Origin of the sequence: Commensalibacter sp. B14384M2 (assembly GCF_016101865.1) — a bacterium.
In the GTDB taxonomy this organism is placed as follows: domain Bacteria; phylum Pseudomonadota; class Alphaproteobacteria; order Acetobacterales; family Acetobacteraceae; genus Commensalibacter; species Commensalibacter melissae.
Map to the genome: position 1 here is coordinate 49,014 of NZ_JACFPS010000004.1, position 17,650 is coordinate 66,663.

General features: G+C 38.5%; 23 protein-coding genes, 1 tRNA gene and 1 pseudogene. 8 read left to right on the plus strand and 17 right to left on the minus strand.

The window, feature by feature from the left end; translation table 11 throughout:
• Position 1: 1 nt before the first annotated feature.
• Positions 2-2,056, minus strand: a pseudogene (locus H3R33_RS07770) (anaerobic ribonucleoside triphosphate reductase); the annotation flags it as partial.
• A gap of 446 nt (positions 2,057-2,502) precedes the next feature.
• On the opposite strand from H3R33_RS07770, the gene H3R33_RS07775 reads away from it, so the two are divergent.
• The 3 genes from H3R33_RS07775 to H3R33_RS09150 all read left to right on the plus strand — a co-directional run bounded on the left by H3R33_RS07775 (position 2,503) and on the right by H3R33_RS09150 (position 3,567).
• Positions 2,503-3,120, plus strand: coding sequence for a LysE/ArgO family amino acid transporter (locus tag H3R33_RS07775; RefSeq protein ID WP_198185488.1), 618 nt, complete (start codon positions 2,503-2,505; stop codon positions 3,118-3,120).
• A gap of 125 nt (positions 3,121-3,245) precedes the next feature.
• Entirely contained in the window at positions 3,246-3,395 is a 150-nt protein-coding gene (locus H3R33_RS07780; protein ID WP_155566442.1) for a hypothetical protein, read from the plus strand.
• Between the two features lie 37 nt (positions 3,396-3,432).
• The gene (locus tag H3R33_RS09150) at positions 3,433-3,567 is read left to right on the plus strand and encodes a hypothetical protein (RefSeq protein WP_255519594.1); all 135 of its coding nucleotides are present in this window, start codon (positions 3,433-3,435) and stop codon (positions 3,565-3,567) included.
• Positions 3,568-3,682: 115 nt separating this feature from the next.
• Here H3R33_RS09150 and H3R33_RS07785 read toward each other — a convergent pair whose 3' ends face one another.
• Positions 3,683-3,967 (minus strand): hypothetical protein, encoded by a 285-nt coding sequence (locus tag H3R33_RS07785; RefSeq protein ID WP_198185487.1) that lies wholly within the window; start codon positions 3,965-3,967, stop codon positions 3,683-3,685.
• A 208-nt stretch (positions 3,968-4,175) separates the two neighbouring features.
• On the opposite strand from H3R33_RS07785, the gene H3R33_RS07790 reads away from it, so the two are divergent.
• The 4 genes from H3R33_RS07790 (at position 4,176) to H3R33_RS07800 (ending at position 5,950) form a co-directional block, all read left to right on the plus strand.
• Positions 4,176-4,568 carry a helix-turn-helix transcriptional regulator gene (locus tag H3R33_RS07790; RefSeq protein WP_198185486.1) on the plus strand — a complete coding sequence of 131 codons (393 nt, stop codon included), beginning with the start codon at positions 4,176-4,178 and terminating at the stop codon, positions 4,566-4,568.
• Positions 4,553-5,137, plus strand: coding sequence for an ImmA/IrrE family metallo-endopeptidase (locus H3R33_RS07795; protein WP_198198892.1), 585 nt, complete (start codon positions 4,553-4,555; stop codon positions 5,135-5,137). Before H3R33_RS07790 ends, H3R33_RS07795 begins: the two co-directional genes overlap by 16 nt.
• Positions 5,138-5,395: 258 nt before the next feature.
• The gene (locus H3R33_RS09155; RefSeq protein ID WP_255519595.1) at positions 5,396-5,530 is read left to right on the plus strand and encodes a hypothetical protein; all 135 of its coding nucleotides are present in this window, start codon (positions 5,396-5,398) and stop codon (positions 5,528-5,530) included.
• 162 nt (positions 5,531-5,692) lie between these two features.
• Entirely contained in the window at positions 5,693-5,950 is a 258-nt protein-coding gene (locus H3R33_RS07800; protein ID WP_198198894.1) for a hypothetical protein, read from the plus strand.
• A 55-nt stretch (positions 5,951-6,005) separates the two neighbouring features.
• On the opposite strand, the gene H3R33_RS07805 is transcribed toward H3R33_RS07800, so the two are convergent.
• Together H3R33_RS07805 and H3R33_RS09160 are read right to left on the minus strand one after the other, a co-directional pair.
• On the minus strand, positions 6,006-6,167 hold the full coding sequence (locus H3R33_RS07805; protein WP_198198047.1) for a hypothetical protein: 162 nt from the start codon (positions 6,165-6,167) through the stop codon (positions 6,006-6,008).
• Positions 6,164-6,292 (minus strand): hypothetical protein, encoded by a 129-nt coding sequence (locus H3R33_RS09160; protein WP_255519596.1) that lies wholly within the window; start codon positions 6,290-6,292, stop codon positions 6,164-6,166. The genes H3R33_RS07805 and H3R33_RS09160 overlap by 4 nt, the downstream gene beginning before the upstream one ends.
• Here H3R33_RS09160 and H3R33_RS07810 point away from each other — a divergent pair, their 5' ends adjacent.
• Positions 6,293-6,445 (plus strand): hypothetical protein, encoded by a 153-nt coding sequence (locus tag H3R33_RS07810; protein ID WP_198198896.1) that lies wholly within the window; start codon positions 6,293-6,295, stop codon positions 6,443-6,445.
• A gap of 90 nt (positions 6,446-6,535) precedes the next feature.
• Here the strand turns inward: H3R33_RS07810 and H3R33_RS07815 are convergent, their stop codons facing one another.
• From H3R33_RS07815 to H3R33_RS07880, 13 genes are all read right to left on the minus strand, one after another.
• A complete protein-coding gene (locus tag H3R33_RS07815) occupies positions 6,536-6,808 on the minus strand; it encodes a hypothetical protein (protein WP_198185758.1) in 273 nt (90 codons plus the stop codon).
• A 37-nt stretch (positions 6,809-6,845) separates the two neighbouring features.
• Positions 6,846-7,088: a hypothetical protein gene (locus H3R33_RS07820; RefSeq protein ID WP_198198898.1), complete on the minus strand. Its 243-nt coding sequence runs from the start codon at positions 7,086-7,088 to the stop codon at positions 6,846-6,848.
• Positions 7,088-7,342 (minus strand): hypothetical protein, encoded by a 255-nt coding sequence (locus H3R33_RS07825; RefSeq protein ID WP_198198900.1) that lies wholly within the window; start codon positions 7,340-7,342, stop codon positions 7,088-7,090. The genes H3R33_RS07820 and H3R33_RS07825 overlap by 1 nt, the downstream gene beginning before the upstream one ends.
• 62 nt (positions 7,343-7,404) lie before the next feature.
• Positions 7,405-8,775, minus strand: coding sequence for a CotH kinase family protein (locus H3R33_RS07830; RefSeq protein ID WP_198185452.1), 1,371 nt, complete (start codon positions 8,773-8,775; stop codon positions 7,405-7,407).
• Entirely contained in the window at positions 8,768-8,983 is a 216-nt protein-coding gene (locus H3R33_RS07835; RefSeq protein ID WP_122123107.1) for a hypothetical protein, read from the minus strand. Before H3R33_RS07835 ends, H3R33_RS07830 begins: the two co-directional genes overlap by 8 nt.
• A 101-nt stretch (positions 8,984-9,084) precedes the next feature.
• Positions 9,085-10,101: a tail fiber domain-containing protein gene (locus H3R33_RS07840; protein ID WP_198185453.1), complete on the minus strand. Its 1,017-nt coding sequence runs from the start codon at positions 10,099-10,101 to the stop codon at positions 9,085-9,087.
• A 966-nt stretch (positions 10,102-11,067) separates the two neighbouring features.
• Positions 11,068-11,159: transfer RNA gene (locus H3R33_RS07850), tRNA-Ser, on the minus strand.
• An 89-nt stretch (positions 11,160-11,248) separates the two neighbouring features.
• Positions 11,249-12,700, minus strand: a complete 1,452-nt coding sequence (gene gatB, locus H3R33_RS07855; protein ID WP_198185454.1) for an Asp-tRNA(Asn)/Glu-tRNA(Gln) amidotransferase subunit GatB — start codon at positions 12,698-12,700, stop codon at positions 11,249-11,251.
• The gene (gene gatA / locus H3R33_RS07860) at positions 12,697-14,184 is read right to left on the minus strand and encodes an Asp-tRNA(Asn)/Glu-tRNA(Gln) amidotransferase subunit GatA (RefSeq protein ID WP_198185455.1); all 1,488 of its coding nucleotides are present in this window, start codon (positions 14,182-14,184) and stop codon (positions 12,697-12,699) included. Before gatA ends, gatB begins: the two co-directional genes overlap by 4 nt.
• The gene (gene gatC / locus H3R33_RS07865; RefSeq protein ID WP_155567744.1) at positions 14,184-14,459 is read right to left on the minus strand and encodes an Asp-tRNA(Asn)/Glu-tRNA(Gln) amidotransferase subunit GatC; all 276 of its coding nucleotides are present in this window, start codon (positions 14,457-14,459) and stop codon (positions 14,184-14,186) included. The genes gatA and gatC overlap by 1 nt, the downstream gene beginning before the upstream one ends.
• Positions 14,460-15,206: 747 nt before the next feature.
• On the minus strand, positions 15,207-15,518 hold the full coding sequence (locus H3R33_RS07870) for a DUF3892 domain-containing protein (RefSeq protein ID WP_198185456.1): 312 nt from the start codon (positions 15,516-15,518) through the stop codon (positions 15,207-15,209).
• A 1,219-nt stretch (positions 15,519-16,737) separates the two neighbouring features.
• A complete protein-coding gene (locus tag H3R33_RS07875) occupies positions 16,738-17,061 on the minus strand; it encodes a YnfA family protein (RefSeq protein WP_198185457.1) in 324 nt (107 codons plus the stop codon).
• Positions 17,062-17,070: 9 nt separating this feature from the next.
• Entirely contained in the window at positions 17,071-17,583 is a 513-nt protein-coding gene (locus tag H3R33_RS07880) for a GNAT family N-acetyltransferase (RefSeq protein WP_198185458.1), read from the minus strand.
• Between the last annotated feature and the right edge of the window lie 67 nt (positions 17,584-17,650).

Consider the following 17,650-nt stretch of genomic DNA (forward strand, 5'->3'; position numbering starts at 1 on the left):
TCTAATTATAATCTGGAACATTCGAATAAATCTGTCTTAATTCGTTCAGTTTCGCGATACTGACCGCCTCACCATCTTTACGCCCGCAACGTGGACATTCATTATCAATAACACCAACATACCCACAGACAGGATCTCTATCTAAAGGATGATTAATCGCCCCATAACCAATTCCAGATTGTTTCATGTAACGGATAATTATTTCAAACGCATCCAAATTTTTACATATATCACCATCAAGTTCGATATAGGTTATGTGACCACCATTGGTTAATTCATGATAGGGTGCTTCAAGTCCAATTTTTTCATGCGCTTTTACTGGATAATAAACAGGAACATGAAAAGAATTTGTATAATAATCCCGATCTGTCACTCCAGATATGACACCATATTTTTCACGATCCATAAGGACAAAACGGCCACTTAGACCCTCGGCAGGCGTGGCAATCAATGAAAAATTAAGTTTTGTTCTTTTTGCCGCCTCATCTGTTTTTTTACGCATATGACTGACAATTTTTAGCCCCAACTCCTGCGCAACCTCGCTTTCCCCGTGATGAAAACCCACCAAAGCTTTCAGGGTTTCAGCCAAACCAATAAAACCAACCGTTAAAGTGCCATGCTTTAGAACTTCAGCAACTTCATCATTTTCTGATAAATTTTCTGAATCGATCCATATCCCTTGTCCCATTAAAAAAGGGTAATTTTTCACTTTCTTACGACACTGAATTTGAAAACGATGTAAAAGTTGACGAAAAGATAGATGAATCATTTCATCGAGCAACTGAAAAAATAAATCTGTATTACCTTTTGCCTTCAGGGCTAGCCGGGGCAAATTGATTGACGTAAAGCTTAAATTTCCGCGGCCACATATTGTTTGTCTGTCCGGATCATAAACATTTCCCAAAACACGTGTACGACATCCCATATATGCAACTTCCGTTTTATAATCACCCTGTTTATAAAACACTTTATTAAAGGGAGCATCGATAAAACTGAAATTTGGAAAAAGACGTAAAGCGGACGTTTCCATCGCCAATTTGAATAGATCATAGTTTTTATCTATTGGATTAAAATTGATTCCTTCCTTTACTTTAAAAATCTGGACAGGGAAAATAGGCGTCTCACCATTACCGAGCCCCGCTTTTGTTGCCAGCAGAAGATTTCGAATAGCCATGCGACCTTCTTCAGAAGTATCCGTTCCATAATTAATTGAACTAAAGGGAACCTGTGCCCCAGCACGTGAATTCATTGTGTTCAGATTATGTATAAACGCTTCCATCGCCTGATAAGTGCGTCTCTCTGTTGTACCGAGCGCTTTTTTACATGCAAAGTTATAAGCTTTCTTTATTGTTTCTAAATCAACACCCAAATTCCCAAGTTGATATAATTTTTCTCCATAAGATTCTAAAAATTGAAGGCCAATAACACCTATCCGATGCTCAACCTGATCTTGAAAAACATCAATTTCCACACTTCCCAATTGTGTTTCAATTTGCAAAAAAATTGAAAAAACCTTCCAAAATTCTTGTCTGAATGTTTTTTTAACTCCATCCGCCATTGCATAATCAAAGTTGGGAACACTTTGCCCTCCATGCATTTCATTTTGATTGGCCTGAATGGCAATACAGGCAAGCGCTGAATAACTCTCGATTGAATTAGGTTCTCTTAAATAACCATGCCCCGTTGAAAAACCTTTTTTGAACAATTTAATCAAATCAATCTGACAACATGTTTCGGTCAACATGTAAAAATCCTTGTCATGAATATGAATGTCACCATTCTGATGGGCATGTGCAATTTCTTCAGGCAATATGTATTGATCTATAAAGAATTTTGATCCTTCGGAACCGTATTTCAACATTGTGCCCATAGCGGTATCCCCATCAATATTCGCATTTTCCCGCTTAATATCTTCATCCTGGGCCGCTGTAAAAGTCAATTTCTTGTAAATATCCATCAATCCAGTTTCATTTGAGAACACCGGATCAGGTTTCTGAATGCTTAGAACAGGCTTCATCGCAATTTTGACACCTTCATCACGTGTTAACATATTCCAAACAACTCCCTGGTATTTATTTTACTCTACAGTTAATCAATTCCTATTTTGTGGGATCGAAACTAAAAATTCAAACAGGCTTATTTTGCATATTCAAGTCTATCGAATTCACTTGAAAAATAACTCAAAAAACAATTGAACCCTTTTATATAAATATTTTCGAAACCTTTCTTTAATACTATATATTGTATGTAAAAATTTTTAAAGAACTATTTATAGATATTTTTTATTAAATTATCTATTTTTGCTTGACTGTTGAATTTCATTTTATCCTATCCATCTGATCTATTTGAAACCTCTGCCAAAGCGACTAAATATTGAAAATTTATTCATTCATTTGACCTAGACACATGGATAAAATTTTCCAAATATATATAATCCTGGCCAGATCCAACCTCATTTTATATATCTTATATCTATTGATTATTATCCTTAAGAGACCGTTCATGAATTTATCAGCTGTCATATCTGGTTTCCTTACAACCGCCAGTCTGATTATGGCAATTGGTGCGCAAAATGCCTTTATACTGCGACAGGGATTACAACAGAATTTTATTGGCTTAATCATCATTATCTGTTCCCTGTCCGATATTTTACTGATTTCATCAGGCATTGCAGGAATAAGCAAGATTGTTCAAACCTGTCCTCAACTGCTTCAATTCTTCCGTTATGGAGGGGCATTGTTTTTGGCTGCCTATGGTTTAATGGCGGCCAAAAGAGCTCTGTCAACCGTTGAAACCCTAAATCCGACAAAAGAAAAAACAGCAAGCAGAAATAAAATAATATTGACCTGTTTGGCGTTTACCTTTTTAAATCCGCATGTTTATTTAGATACAATGATTCTGATCGGCAGCATTTCAACACGTTTTGCAGGTATTGGCAAATGGTTCTTTGGCATGGGGGCCTGTATGGCAAGTGTCACCTGGTTTACATTGCTAGGATATGGCGCAAAGTTTTTACAACCCTTTTTTCAAAATCCCCTAACCTGGAAATTGCTTGAGGGATTTATTGCATTGCTTATGTTTTTCTTGAGCTATATGTTAATTTTTCATTCAACAAACTGATAAATCCAGAAATCTGATTGGTCACATTAAAAACCGTAATTCATTTGATATAAATGATAAAACACTTATTAATTTAACGAAATAGCATTATAATGTAACTGCATCATAATATAAGGAATTCAATTATGCTAAGAAAACTGGAAAAACTTATTTTATTTACTTTATTTGTTCTATTGGTTTACCGACTGGGCAAGGCCACAATTACATTGTCACAAAAGGAGAATGGCTGGTCCTTTGATATTGATTTTAAAACACATCCATTAGTTCAGAAATAAACTCTTGATCTATTAATTCGTTGGGAAAGTTCAAATCATGACCAAAAATAAAAAACCTAAAGTAGATAAAATTCCCCCCTCAAAAAAAACCGACAACATGCCCAACAATAATAAAAATGATAAGCTGATTCCTGATAAACCTTTGGTTGACAAAATCAACGAAAAAAAATAAATAAATTTGATTAAATACAAATAAAGTTATCTTATTTTTTTCTTTATTTGTATTTAAAATTGATTAAAAATAAATTATTCTATTTATGATTCAAATGTAAAAATAAACAATTAGCTTAATTATTTACAACCAGTTTCAATTTAATTTTTGGTTTTTCAGTTAATCCATACATTATTCTTAATTCGTCTTCATTTATATTCGTTATTTGGCACAAATCTTCCATTGAGTATCCAAGCTGTTCCAAATGCACCTTGATTAATTGACTTAAGGATGAAGGAATTTCTTTAAAATTATTCAATTCCACAGGCTCATTTTTTCTATATCCACGCCTGGACATTTCAATCTGATAATATTTTAACATCATATCCGTGATTTTTCCTAAACTCCAAGCCTTAAACATTAACGCCTACATAGAAATATCCCATTTTCTTTTAAATAAAAACACAGTGTAATAGATAAATAACTAGATATTAATATTCATTAAATAAGAATTGGATTTTCTTTATAAAAATTTATTTAATCAAATGATTATTTTTTTTAAAAAAACTATTGCGATTTGTAAAAAATAATGCATTAATAAATTAATAAGTTTGGAAAGGATTGTAATCATGAATGATCTAACCCCATTTGGTATTGCCATCAGGCAATTAAGAATACAGTTAAGGATACGTATGTATGATATGGCAAAAGCATCAGGTTACTCTTCAGCTTTTTTATCGTCTGTTGAAAATGGACATCGTCCCATTCCTGATGGCTTAGTAGAAAAGATTATTGAAAAATATAAGTTATCAAGTGAAGAGCAAATCAAACTTCATAATGCTTATACTGTAACGATGCAAAAAGTTCCTACAAACCACCTAAACTTAAGGCAAAAAGAATTTGTAGCTACTTTTGCACGCTTAATACCTGACATGTCAGATAAGCAATTAAATGAAATAGAAACCCAACTTAAACAAGCATCTGACAATAAAGGAGAAAACGCCAAATGGGATATAAAGTAGCGCCAAGATCATTTAAACAAATCATAAAAGAAATTATAAATTTTAGGGACTTTATGTGCCCTAATAATCCCGAATATCTAGAAATTGACTATTTTCTAGAAGAACTTGGTAATATTGAAGCAGATTTAGGGGAAGGCTCCGTAAGATTCTCTGTAAATTATGCTGAGATTAACGAAATGCCTAATGAATATGGAAAAACTGCTCCGTATAATACCAACAAGGTTATAAAAATAACAATAAGAAATGACGTATACGAAGCCGCTTGTAATGGTGATACAAGATCACGTTTCACTATTGCCCATGAAATAGGGCATGCTTTGTTACATAGTAATGAACAAATGGCTTTTAGCCGTCCATCACAAAACCATAAAACATACTGTGACTCTGAATGGCAAGCCAATGTAGCTGCTGCTGCTCTATTACTACCACCAGATCATGCTAATAAACTTTTATTTCCACATAATTGCGTAGAAAAATGTGGGATATCGCACAAGGCTGCAGAACTTACTTTAGATAACTATGCTAAACATGGCTTCATGGCTTCATGCCCTCACAAAAAGAACTGTTGAAGAAAATGTTATTGCAAATAAATATTTCAAAAGAGTTTTAACCTCAAAAGATTACCAGGTGCGCCAACACTAATCGGTAATCAATTGAGGCTAAATGAACCGTCAGGTTAAAGGTTAACGACCTGATCGGGGATAGCCTAATAAAGATTGTAAGTTTAGAATACACATCTTTATTAGCACCTTATAAATGTTGACCTACAACTTTTTAACAAACTTGTAAATACGTTTGTTAAGAGCAGTAGCAAAGGAATTTGACTAATGTCAAATTATACTCCTGCTCCAGAAGGATATCATTACATATTTGTCGCATATGTAACAGATACCAAAACTGGAGAAGTCCGTTATGCCAAAAACTATGGCAAACGAGCATTTAGAATTTTAGTTAAAAACTAAATTCCTAATAAATTGATACTTTATATAAAGGAATTCCCGTTCCTTTATATAAAGATTTTTTAATAACAGATTACATAGTAAAATAATTAGTTATCAAAACGGTATGAATCTTTGATTATACAATATATTTATTATGTAGTCAATTTCATAAGGAATATAAGTATGGAAAAAAAAATACTTCCTTACGCTATCTTTATCATAACAGCAAATGGCGGATGTATGCAAACTTCTGAACTAATTCATCAATTAACAGAAGCATATCAGCCCAATGAATATTGGCGACGCATTCTTAAAAACAGAAATGATTCTCATTTTTCCCAAATCGTCAGAAATCTTGTCTGCCATAGAGATAGAATAACCAATACAATTCATCATGGGGTATTATACTATAATCCTCAAAATGGAACTATTTGTATTTAGTTATCATTAAAATATAATCTAAGGCAAGGAAACTACTGATATGTTTTCTTGCCATCTACTTACCCCGCCAAATCCTGACAATGGCACAGATGGCGTGAATGACCATGCTTAACGGTATGCAGATCGCTATGACAGGAATGACCCAGGGATCATGGATCTTGATCCACTCACAATTGTTCAGCCACCACCATTTGCAAAACTCATAGACTGTATTCATAATCCCTTATGACCCCCGCCAGTATCCTTGCCAGGGTGTAAAGGTTCACGAGAGCGAATGTTCCCCAGGCAACAATGCCAAAATGCCAGTGCCTCTCGTAGACAAGCATGTTCAGCACCCCCCATATGAAAAGGGATGCGGCAAAAAAAGAGGCCACACCCCTTCCCCTGAAACTTCCGCACATCAATGAAACAAGCTGCAGCGTCCCTGTAAGTATGAATGATCCTTCCCATATACAGGCCGGAAGGATAGCCCTGAATCCATTAATGAATGAATAGTGAAAGATGTTGCCGGCCATGAAATATGCAAACGCATAAATTCCCGTCATGACCAGCAGTATCGAGCTCCACCACTCACCCGGGCAATGGTTACGATGTTTTTGGTGTCGCCTGTTTTCCATTGGTGTCATCCCCGTTCTTTCCATCGTTTCCCGCCTGCCTGTCTGGCAGCCTGAAAGAGGCCAGAAGATGAATGAAAGACCACAGCCTGTGCAATCCGCTTTTTGGATCTGGCTCTTTCCAGAACCTTATGACAAGGGTGCACAGGGTCACGATGAAAGTGACAACCGCGATAACGTCACCCGCCGTATTGCTGGGCAGGACATTGATGATATATTGTAGAAGCTCGGCAAAAAAATCCATTTGTTTTTTCCTTGGATATAGACATAAAAAAACCACCCTAGCGGTGGCTGGTATCTCTGGTGTTCTGGCAGGCCATGATCATGTCACGCTGTCTTTTGTAATCCAGCAGGTAACGGCCGATCTCGCTGTCAGGTTTTAACGCCTTGATCTCGCTGGACAGCTTTTCCTGTGACTGGGACGTGTAATCCCTCAACGGCGGGCATTCAATCCGGTAGACAACGCGTGGCGATGACGAGCATGCCGCAAGAAAAACCGCCGCGAGTAAAATAATGGCTTTCATCAGAATTTCCCTTTCTCCAGCACATCTTCCAGCTCTTCCTTATTCTCAGGTGAATGATTGGCTGCCTGCTGCATTGCCTGAACAGTCTGAAGGGTCTGCAGGTCATTTTTGATGACTTCATCCTGTGTCCTGATCAGGTTGTTTCTATTCGCGGCCCTTCGGCCTGTCAGGTAAAGCAGTCCCGCCATGATCAACCCTTTCCCTTTCCATAAAAAAGAGCATACGGACTTGATAATGAGTATGATATTTTCCATCTGTGTTTCCTTTTCCAGACATAAAAAAACCACCCGTTAAGGTGGCTTCTCAATAAGAATAATCAATTATAGTACTTGAATTGCTGATCCAGCCATTGGATACGGCGTTTGGCAAAATTCATGATGAAACTGACCGACCATTTCTTTCCATCATCTGAAATAACCTTGCCATTTCCTATTCCGACATCTGCATCCATTGCCCATAATTCAAGGTCTTTCCTCATCATGTCAGGATTGATGAGATCGGTTGTATCCTTTATGATCCTGTTGAAGGTTTCAGCCGATATCTTTCCCGTGTCTCTCAGATAACGCCATCTCGCCCGTATTTCCGGTGTGAAACTGTTATGGATGGTTTCAAAGAATATCGGATCCTGCCCGTCAATCATCCTGTCACGTTTGGTTATCCATCCAATCCTGAAAGGATCACTGTCATCCGCACTCAGATATTGATCGACAATACCGAATGTCTGGTCCTCATCGTAGGGATATATATACGTGACACCCGATGCCGGCGTGGCATTCCAGCTGCACAGCATGAAATTGTTCACCAGACTGTCAGGGGAAAAACAGACCTCGCAGAGCAGGATATAGTCAATGAAACATTCAAGATCGATATATTCCCGATATGTCTCTTTCATGCTCACCCTGCCCGCGATACAGTCCGAAGACCATCGCAGGAATCTTTTCAGGAAACTGACACTGTCATCCGTGTTCGGATCGGGCGAGTATATCTCCCATTCTTGAGGATTGTAGTTACCGTCTGTCCAGAACGTGCTGGCATGATCGGGCTGGGCAAGAAAATGCCCTGGGTTTGATGAATCAATCAGGTACTGGTCATTGTCATTGTCAGACCTTATTATATACATCCCAAAGAATTCCCCGTCATGATACAGTTCACAGGGAAAACCGGCCGTTGAAAACAGCACTGATGTTCTCATTCCAAGATTGTCCCTGTCATAATAGGAATAGGCGGATTCAGGGGCAAGGCAGCCTTTTTCATCCCTATGAAGATTTCTCCATATTTCCGTGGTGATTGTGTCTCTCAACAGGGTTCTGTCTGCCGCATAACCCTTCAGAACCAGACCATTCAAGGGTGTCCAGTCCCCTATTTTCACCTTTAGTTTTTTACCTGTCTCCGCATTCCTGAACTTTATCTTGAAGTTTTTCTTGGTGGCGTTCAGGCTTGTCTGTCCCTGCAGTTTCCATGTTCCTGTCGAGGAAAACAGGGGTATTGTTCCCTCGAAAACGGATACACTCATGTCCACACCGTCCTTGCTTGTTGGAATATCTCCCCTGATAGAAACCCTCCATGTTTTGTTCGGTTTCGATATCACGATATAATCCCAGTCACCCGCCGTATTGTCATTTCCATACTGGACAAGGCTGCCGTTATTGACGAATCCTGTTGTGGGTTGTTTAGCTAGATCAGCCATAAATCAGTCTTCCATAAAATTGAGATGTAGCATCGAACATAATTTCCATGATGGTCATTATTGATGCCCTTGTGTCGATAAAAGGTTGCCTGTCCTGCCAGTAAATGGGTGTATCAAATTCAACAACACAATTTCCGTCACCGAATTGTAGCAACACGATAGTCATACGCTGCATCTGGCTTGTTTGCTGACTTGCAAAAGAAATCACGTATATGTTCTACACCTGGACATGATAGGCAATATCATCCTAATCGGGATAATCCAGACTGATGTCTGGTTCCCTACCGAAAATATTGTAGATGGTTGTTATTATTTACCGTTCTTTACCTGTAATAATGCGACCTGTTTTTCCAGTCTGTCGATCTTCTGTTTCATGGATTGTATCAATACGCAAATTACTTCTTCATATCGCAGGGATTGACGATATGCCTGTTTCCCATTCTCATCCAGGACAGGTTGGTACTCGCTTCTGGTTACAGCTTTCCCGCTGGCATCCTTTTTTCCGGTATCGACCTCAATATTCCTGAAAACCCTGTCCTGAATCCACATACCGTAATCAGATGGGTTCAGCCCCGCATCTGTCAGAACCCTTTCGACATCCTGGGCAATAAAACCGTTATGCAGACGCGCCTTGTCCTCACCTTTCTCATTGATGGAATCATTCAGTTTGTAGGTATGGATATTCAGATTATAGATTGCATCCAGCAATTTTTGATTGTCTGCATACCTGTCATCGCCAAGGTTGGCAAGAACCTTCTTTTCACTCGCATCAGATGTGACACTTACCGCGGTTTTTGAATAAATGTTGTTCCAGGCATGGTCATTCATGCCAAGATCACTACTTCCATCACTATCCGCATGAAATGCATGCCCCATAAAGGCTTTATAAAATTTATCTTCAGTGGTCCATATGGCTTCTCTCCCAATAATCGTATTATTCAGAACATAATTAAAATAAATTGAATTGACTGGTGCAACAAATGTATTGCCGTTCTCGTCAATTTTATGACTAAAAAACAGATTAACGATACCATCATCCTGAATACCGAATATATTTGATTTATTTTTATCCAATATTGTAGGATTACCCGCCGTAAACGCATCTTTTTTATTAAAATAAACTTCTGTGTCAATATCTTTTATTTTTTCGGCAACCTTTTCAACTGAATGCTTGGTATCAACAGATGTTTTGGAAATTCCAACAATCTGGCTAGTTATTTCATCAAGAGATTTAGCCAAAGTTGATAACTTTTGTGATGTGTTCTTTCCATCAGTACAAACAGTACATGCGGAGAGATCCAGATCCTTTGGAGAATAATTAACCATTCAAATATCCTATTAAATTAAATTTTGATCAATAAATTACAGATTCACAACAAGCTGCTGTTTTTAAATTAATTCTTACCGTCAGCGCTTCTCAAATAACTGTCTTCTGTCGCAATCTTGACGTCATATCCACCATCATTACCCACAGGATGACTACAGTTCATATCAAGTATCTTAAAATACAACTATATAAAATGAGATCAGGTTCTTTATTTAAACTTTTTCTTTAGATAAAAACACGAGTGATTGAGCAACTTAATAAGATGTTGTTATTGTATTTGACACTATTTTTTATTTAACGATCAAGTTTTCTAAAATAATCTCATAGAAAAACCTCTAAAGAAATTTTTGCTACTTTCTTCTTAACGCCAAAACACATAAGTGTTTTTAATGATTTATTTCAAATATAGACTTTTCTCAATATCTAGCTATATTTTTAACTTTATCCATTAAAATTGATATACCCCAAGATAGAAAAAATATACCTTAATATTAAATGCATTCAAATGTTTAATTATTATGGGTAATGAATAAAAGATTTTCACATCTTCAAACAAAAGAGTTTATCTTTTTTATTAAATTATATTTTAAACACCATATTTAAGAATTGGTTTTTGTGATAACCAGGTATAAACCGCGTTCATAAAGCTTGTTTCTACCCTTTTCCTGATATTTGGCTGTTTTTATGGCTTTATCCGTTAACATCGATATACCCCAAGATGAAAAATCATATACCCCAGAATATACCCCAATATTAAATGCGTTCAAATGTTTTATAATGTGGGATAATGTTTTTTAACTGTCAGAATTAACCTTTGAATCTGTCAACACGATTTGTACCCACTTTTGTACCCACTTTTTATCGCATAATCTGTCATGAACTGGCAAGAATATGATAGGTAAATATGGATTTTTTAGGAAAAACAAGGTATTTGTCAGTAATTGGCAATATTCAACATATGTAACTGGCGGAGGGGATGGGATTCGAACCCACGGTACGGCTTACACCGTACAACGGTTTAGCAAACCGTCGCCTTCAGCCACTCGGCCACCCCTCCGCAAGAAGAGCCTGCCTATAACACGACGTTTGCTTTTACCGTTTCTAATCATTTATTCGAGGACTGTCAATTTCCTTTTTCAATTTTTATCAAGATAAATGCTTTTTTAAAAGCTCATTGACTATTGCGGGATTGGCTTTCCCCTTCATTTCCTTCATAACCTGTCCGACAAAGAAACCAAAAAGCTTGTCTTTACCTGATTTATATTGTTCAACCTTATCTGCATTGACTGACAGAATATCGGCAATCACTTTGTCAATTGCCGTAGTATCCGTTACCTGTCTCAAACCTTTGCGTTCCACGATATCCGCAGGCATATCACCTGTTTCAACCATATCCTCAAAAACCTCCTTGGCAATCTTACCATTGATGGTTTTATCAGCGATCAAGTCCAGCAAAACACCAATTGCCTCAGCCTTTACAGGACTTTCTTGGATTGACAGACCCTTTTTATTCAGTACGGCAAACAGTTCGCCTGTGACCCAATTAGCGGCCAAACGCCCATCCCGACCCTTTGCAACAATTTCAAAAAAATCGGCAATGTCTTTTTCAGCTACCAGAACATTGGCATCATAACGGGGCAATCCATACTCATTCTGAAAACGGTCTCGTTTTGCATCCGGCAATTCAGTCAGGGTTGCCTTGAGATGGTCAACATGAGATTGCTCAACGACCAGAGGCAGCAAGTCCGGATCTGGGAAATAACGGTAATCATGGGCGTCTTCCTTGCTGCGCATCGTACGGGTTTCCCCCCTAGCAACATCGAATAAACGGGTTTCCTGATCCACCTCTCCCCCATTTTCATAAATTTCCACATGTCTTTTGGCTTCAATTTCAATTGCCTGCATGACATACCGAATGGAGTTGATATTTTTCAATTCGCAACGCGTACGATATTCCTCACCGGGCTTACGGACAGACACATTCACATCCGCACGCATTGATCCCTCCTCCATATTTCCATCACAAGTACCCAAATAGCGCACAATCGCACGGATTTTGCGTAAGTAGGCACCTGCCTCTTCCGGTGAGCGCATATCCGGCTCACTGACAATCTCCATCAAAGCCACACCAGAACGATTTAAATCAATACAGGTCTCTTTTGGGGCAAGGTCATGAATGGATTTTCCCGCATCCTGTTCAAGATGCAAACGGGTAATACCAATCTTCTTGACCGTACCGTCATCCAGTTCGATCTCGATTTCACCCTTGCCAACAATAGGATGCGTAAATTGAGAAATCTGGTATCCCTGTGGCAAATCGGCATAAAAATAATTCTTGCGGTCAAAACGGCTTACCAGATTAATCTGGGCATTTAACCCAAATCCTGTACGAATGGCCTGATCAACACATTCACGATTGATGACGGGCAACATACCGGGAAAAGCGGCATCAACAAGACTGACCTGCGTATTGGGTTCACCACCAAAATGCGTGGAGGCACCTGAAAACAATTTGGCCTTACTGATAACCTGGGCATGGACTTCAAGACCAATAACAACTTCCCAGGATCCTGTTGACCCTTCAATCACATAACTCATAGGGAAACTCCAGAACGAATGGCGGGTTTATATGTGAAATTGGCAGCTTTTTCCATTGCTGACCCAACAGCAATCAGGGTCTCCTCATCAAATGGACGACCCAGCAACTGCAAACCCAGGGGAAGACCCTGGTCATTTAACCCGGCCGGCAAGGCCAGACCAGGCACTCCGGCCATACTGGCGGGAACGGTGAAAATATCATTCAGATACATTTGTACGGGATCATCCTGATGTTCACCTTCACCTTTGGCAAAAGCGGCTGATGGTGCCGTTGGTGTCAAGAGAACATCCACCTTTTCATAGGCATTCATGAAATCCTGATAGATAAGTTTGCGAACCTTCTGCGCCCGGAGATAATAGGCATCGTAATAACCGGCCGACAACACATAAGTACCCATCAAAATACGGCGTTTCACCTCTGTACCAAAACCCTCTCCGCGTGTATTCGCATAGAGTTCCTCAAGACTTTTTCCACTGACACGGCGACCATAGCGCACCCCGTCATAACGGGCCAGATTGGATGAGGCTTCAGCAGGGGCAATGATATAATAGGTGGCCAATCCGTATTTAGTATGAGGCAGGGAAACATCCACGATCTCGCAACCGGCCTCTTTCAACCAGTCAATTCCCTGCTGCCAGATTGCCTCTATTTCAGATGACATGCCAGGAGCGCGATATTCTTCTGGAATACCCACACGCAACCCCTTCAATGAACGGTTACAGGCCGCACGATAATCCGGAACCGCCCTGTCCACGCTTGTGCTGTCTTTTGGATCAAAACCGGCCATTGATTGCAACAAGATCGCACAATCCTCAACGGTTTTTGCCATGGGCCCAGCCTGATCAAGCGAGCTGGCAAAGGCAATAATGCCCCAACGACTGCACCGTCCATAGGTTGGCTTGATTCCGGTGATACCGCAATATGCTGCCGGCTGACGAATGGAGCCACCCGTATCTGTTCCGGTTGCCCCCAGAGCCATCCGCGCCGCCACGGCAGCCGCGGAACCACCAGAAGAGCCGCCAGGAACCAGAAACGCATCATCATTTTTGCGTTTCCATGGATTTTCAACGGCACCGAATGCCGAATTCAGGTTGCCGGATCCCATCGCGAATTCATCAAGATTGGTCTTGCCCAAAAAAACGGCACCATCCCTCAATAAATTCGAGGTCACCGTACTTTCATAAGGTGGAACAAAATTTTCCAAGATACGGCTGGCGGCGGTTGTTGGAATGTCCCTTGTACAAAAAAGATCCTTGATCGCCAAAGGAATACCGGTCAGTACCGGCGCATCCCCCGAAGCCAGTTTTTCATCTGCCACCTTGGCCTGACCAAGGGCGACCTCTTCCGTTACCGTGATATAGGCATTGATCCGGCTGTTTAACTGACCAACCGCTTTCAGATGATCCCGTGTCAATTCCTCCGCGCTGAATTTCTTTTGACGCAGGCCCTCCACCGCGTCTGTAATCGTCATTTCTGTCAGCATTATTCAACCACTTTCGGAACAGCATAAAAATCGGCGATACGTTCTGGAGCATTGGATAAAACAGCCTCACGGCAATTGCCATCGGTAACCTCATCCTCACGCATTCTCAATTGTGCATTTTCTGCCCCAACCATTGGTTCAACCGCGGAAACATCCAGCTCGTTCAACTGCTCAACCCAGTGTATTATACCTCCCAAATCCCGGGCATAGGTTGCCAGTTCTTTTTCCTTGACGGCAAGTGCAGATAATTTAGCGACCCGTTGGACAATCTTCATGTCCAAGGAATCATCCTTTTGCTTATCAGTCAATTCTTCCCTCACAATAGTAATAAAATTTCAAAATGAAAAAATCAATTTTAATCCATCTATATCAAAAGATCAAAACAAACCTTTTTCCCAAATATTCATATTAGCTATTTAAATTGGCCGGATGGGATTACAATATTAAAGGGGGAAAAGAATAACGGTTTGCGAAAACCAGACCGTGCAAAAAGGATAAAAAAAACTGAATGATTTTTTCACTCGATATTCCAGAATCTGATTCAGGAATACCTAATAAGCAAAATCATCCAGCCTGAAATTTATTGATAAAAATATTTCCATTAATGCTAGGTACAAATCCCTTGTATCAATGATAATATTGAATCTATAAATATAAAATTAACGTTAAATAACCTAAGAAATTAAAGTAATAAATTACAATTACATTAAAATCAAATCAAAATTCAGGTAAATTACCTAAATTATCTTTTAGTTACAAAGTTTTTATCACATTCCCAGATTTGTAATTTGACAATATGAGAATGATCAATATTGTAACTTAATGCTGTAAAAATTTAGTTTGTGCATTTACTCATGATAAATACTCCTTAAATTAATGATATTAAATAATACATTATTTTACCGCAACGATCTAATCACAACTGTTTAACATTATAACTAGGTAAAATTAATAAAATTTGCTTAAATGAAAATAATCGATAAATGGATAAACTGGATGTATTGGACATATTTACGTGAACATTACAATTCGGGCAAATTTCCCAGATTGTCACTGGTTTCCGGATTGGCATCGGTTCGCAGAAATTTTTCATTTCCAACCGTTACAATACCGACATCACCGCCCTTTTCCCATTTCCCATCTTCACCTTTGTATTCGGTGATAAAAACTAGGTTCTCATTGTCAATGGCATTAATGATATCAGCTCTTGACCGTATATCCGGGCCAATCAGTTCGGCCCCGATATGTCGCCAGCACTTGAATGCAACGATATGTGAACGTTCATTATTGTATCTTACTTCGGTAATTACGTAATCCACCCATTTATTCATCATAAAATACTCCATAAATATAACGATCTTTAACAATATATTAACTACATGAAACGATCAAATCACGAAATTATCAAATTTTTGTTAGAAGAAATAACATTTGCGCCATTAAACTGAATGGACAATAATTAAACAGATTTTAATATATATTTGAAATAATTCATAAATTCGAATTTCAGATATAGAATCCATTCCGATACGAATAACCTTTTTATCCGCAATAAAGGGAACGGGACAAATTTTAATTCGTTTAAAAAATTATTTGCAAAAATAAATTTTATTCAGAAACCAACCCTCTCATTCTGCGGTTTACTGCACATTTGGGGAACAGGTCCGTCTGTTCGCTGGATGCCGCATTTATTTAATTTCCATTAAATTATTAAGGAGAACCAACGAATGAATTTACCCGTATATTTACCATTTCCATCAGGATTCACGTAAGTGGCCGTTCCCTTGCTTAATTGTTTTTAAAATACAAAAATTTTATTTCCCTCGGTTTCATGACCCTGAAGAAGCCATTTTCTACCGGGGGAATATATAAGATTTTTCAATGATTTTCAGGTATTTTCCGTATTTTTATAAACAGTGTTATTTTCATTCATGCAAATGTTGTATTGACCAGAATTTTGTCTCCGGATTTTTCCCTTTTCATTTCATAAAATCTTTTTTTCCAAGATTTTTTTTGATAAACCCAACATAATCCTGTCACTGGATAAAATTGAAAATCTGGATATCAGTTCCCATCATTTTTCAATAAAATCTTGTAGTATAAAAGACCCTGTTATTTTTCGATTCCGAAATATTTATTATTGTTTCAAAAACGATCAATTTTTTTTGAAATTTTGCCATTTTATAAAAAAAAACCTTTGTTTTCCAAGCGTTATCTCTTTTATTTTACTAAATTTTATAGGAAAATCATAGGTATCAATATTGACGCAACCGGTCATAAATTGTATAAAAGTCATGTGATTTCATATATTAGCTCATAGTAGTTGGTATTTCATTGTTTGAGTTCAAATTTATAGGCTGATTTTTTCATCGAGAAATTTCTTATAACTGAATTCATTAATAACCTTTTGTGAAATATCTTTTATTACGTTGATATTTATTTTAAGCACTTTTTTACCCAGGCATTTTATTATTATTTGCCTGGGATTTTTTTAAATTTCGATATTCAACCCGCTTTGTCCCAAAACCACATTCCATTGATCCCTGCGATTGATCATCCCCTGGGCATGAACAAGATAATGGATACTCCAGCCAAACAAATCAGCATTCCCAGAATATCCCACCGATCCGGTCGTGTATTTTCAACAATCCATAACCAGAACAGGGAACATAAAATATAAATTCCACCATATACAGCGTAGGCACGCCCCGCCAGATCAACCTCCACCAACGTCAGTATCAGGGCAAAAAATGCCAAACTGGCCATTCCGGGTACGAGCCACAAGGGCGACTTCCCCAACCGTGCCCATACCCAAAAAGAAAAGCAACCGGCAATCTCGGCAAAGGCCGCAATACAATAAAAAAACAGGGATTTCATAAAATTATTTTACTCCTGAGGAATGCCAATCAGAAGTTTTTCCATATAAACTGCATCCTGACCATAGGTCATCAATTTACTCTGCAACTTTTCGGGGGGAACAATTGCCTCAAATCCCTGTTTCTGCCAAAAACGGAAGGAATCCTGAATGGAAACAAGGGATGCATGACGGAATTTTTTCTTATGAGCAATATTCATGAATTGCCGCACCAAAATACATCCAACTCCCAGCCCTCTTGATTCTGGATGAACGGCCAAATCATGCAGATAAAGGCAATCCGCCCCTCCTGCCAAATCGCAAGTTTCGCTATCCAGGGCGGGAGCTTCACCCGACATGACGGGAATGGCCAGCAAATACCCCCTGACCATATCTCGCTCTTTCACCACAAAACAGGTATCAGGACTGGCAATGATTTTTGAAGCCATAGAAAGCCGTGATTCAGGCTCAATCGCATAATAACATAACATTTGAATGGCCATTATCTGATCAAGATCAGCCAATTGAGCGGCATGAATTTTCATTATGCAGATTTCTTTCCTTTATTGTCTTATCATTTCCATCGTCCGACTTTAACCCAATATTCAAAAA

Coding starts and splice junctions, on each gene's coding strand:
- H3R33_RS07775 (WP_198185488.1), top strand. CDS start 2,503: ATGAATTTATCAGCTGTCATATCTGGTTTCCTTACAACCGCCAGTCTG.
- H3R33_RS07780 (WP_155566442.1), top strand. CDS start 3,246: ATGCTAAGAAAACTGGAAAAACTTATTTTATTTACTTTATTTGTTCTA.
- H3R33_RS09150 (WP_255519594.1), top strand. CDS start 3,433: ATGACCAAAAATAAAAAACCTAAAGTAGATAAAATTCCCCCCTCAAAA.
- H3R33_RS07785 (WP_198185487.1), bottom strand. CDS start 3,967: ATGTTTAAGGCTTGGAGTTTAGGAAAAATCACGGATATGATGTTAAAA.
- H3R33_RS07790 (WP_198185486.1), top strand. CDS start 4,176: ATGAATGATCTAACCCCATTTGGTATTGCCATCAGGCAATTAAGAATA.
- H3R33_RS07795 (WP_198198892.1), top strand. CDS start 4,553: ATGGGATATAAAGTAGCGCCAAGATCATTTAAACAAATCATAAAAGAA.
- H3R33_RS09155 (WP_255519595.1), top strand. CDS start 5,396: ATGTCAAATTATACTCCTGCTCCAGAAGGATATCATTACATATTTGTC.
- H3R33_RS07800 (WP_198198894.1), top strand. CDS start 5,693: ATGGAAAAAAAAATACTTCCTTACGCTATCTTTATCATAACAGCAAAT.
- H3R33_RS07805 (WP_198198047.1), bottom strand. CDS start 6,167: ATGAATACAGTCTATGAGTTTTGCAAATGGTGGTGGCTGAACAATTGT.
- H3R33_RS09160 (WP_255519596.1), bottom strand. CDS start 6,292: ATGGGGGGTGCTGAACATGCTTGTCTACGAGAGGCACTGGCATTTTGG.
- H3R33_RS07810 (WP_198198896.1), top strand. CDS start 6,293: ATGAAAAGGGATGCGGCAAAAAAAGAGGCCACACCCCTTCCCCTGAAA.
- H3R33_RS07815 (WP_198185758.1), bottom strand. CDS start 6,808: ATGGATTTTTTTGCCGAGCTTCTACAATATATCATCAATGTCCTGCCC.
- H3R33_RS07820 (WP_198198898.1), bottom strand. CDS start 7,088: ATGAAAGCCATTATTTTACTCGCGGCGGTTTTTCTTGCGGCATGCTCG.
- H3R33_RS07825 (WP_198198900.1), bottom strand. CDS start 7,342: ATGGAAAATATCATACTCATTATCAAGTCCGTATGCTCTTTTTTATGG.
- H3R33_RS07830 (WP_198185452.1), bottom strand. CDS start 8,775: ATGGCTGATCTAGCTAAACAACCCACAACAGGATTCGTCAATAACGGC.
- H3R33_RS07840 (WP_198185453.1), bottom strand. CDS start 10,101: ATGGTTAATTATTCTCCAAAGGATCTGGATCTCTCCGCATGTACTGTT.
- gatB (WP_198185454.1), bottom strand. CDS start 12,700: ATGAGTTATGTGATTGAAGGGTCAACAGGATCCTGGGAAGTTGTTATT.
- gatA (WP_198185455.1), bottom strand. CDS start 14,184: ATGCTGACAGAAATGACGATTACAGACGCGGTGGAGGGCCTGCGTCAA.
- gatC (WP_155567744.1), bottom strand. CDS start 14,459: ATGAAGATTGTCCAACGGGTCGCTAAATTATCTGCACTTGCCGTCAAG.
- H3R33_RS07870 (WP_198185456.1), bottom strand. CDS start 15,518: ATGATGAATAAATGGGTGGATTACGTAATTACCGAAGTAAGATACAAT.
- H3R33_RS07875 (WP_198185457.1), bottom strand. CDS start 17,061: ATGAAATCCCTGTTTTTTTATTGTATTGCGGCCTTTGCCGAGATTGCC.
- H3R33_RS07880 (WP_198185458.1), bottom strand. CDS start 17,583: ATGAAAATTCATGCCGCTCAATTGGCTGATCTTGATCAGATAATGGCC.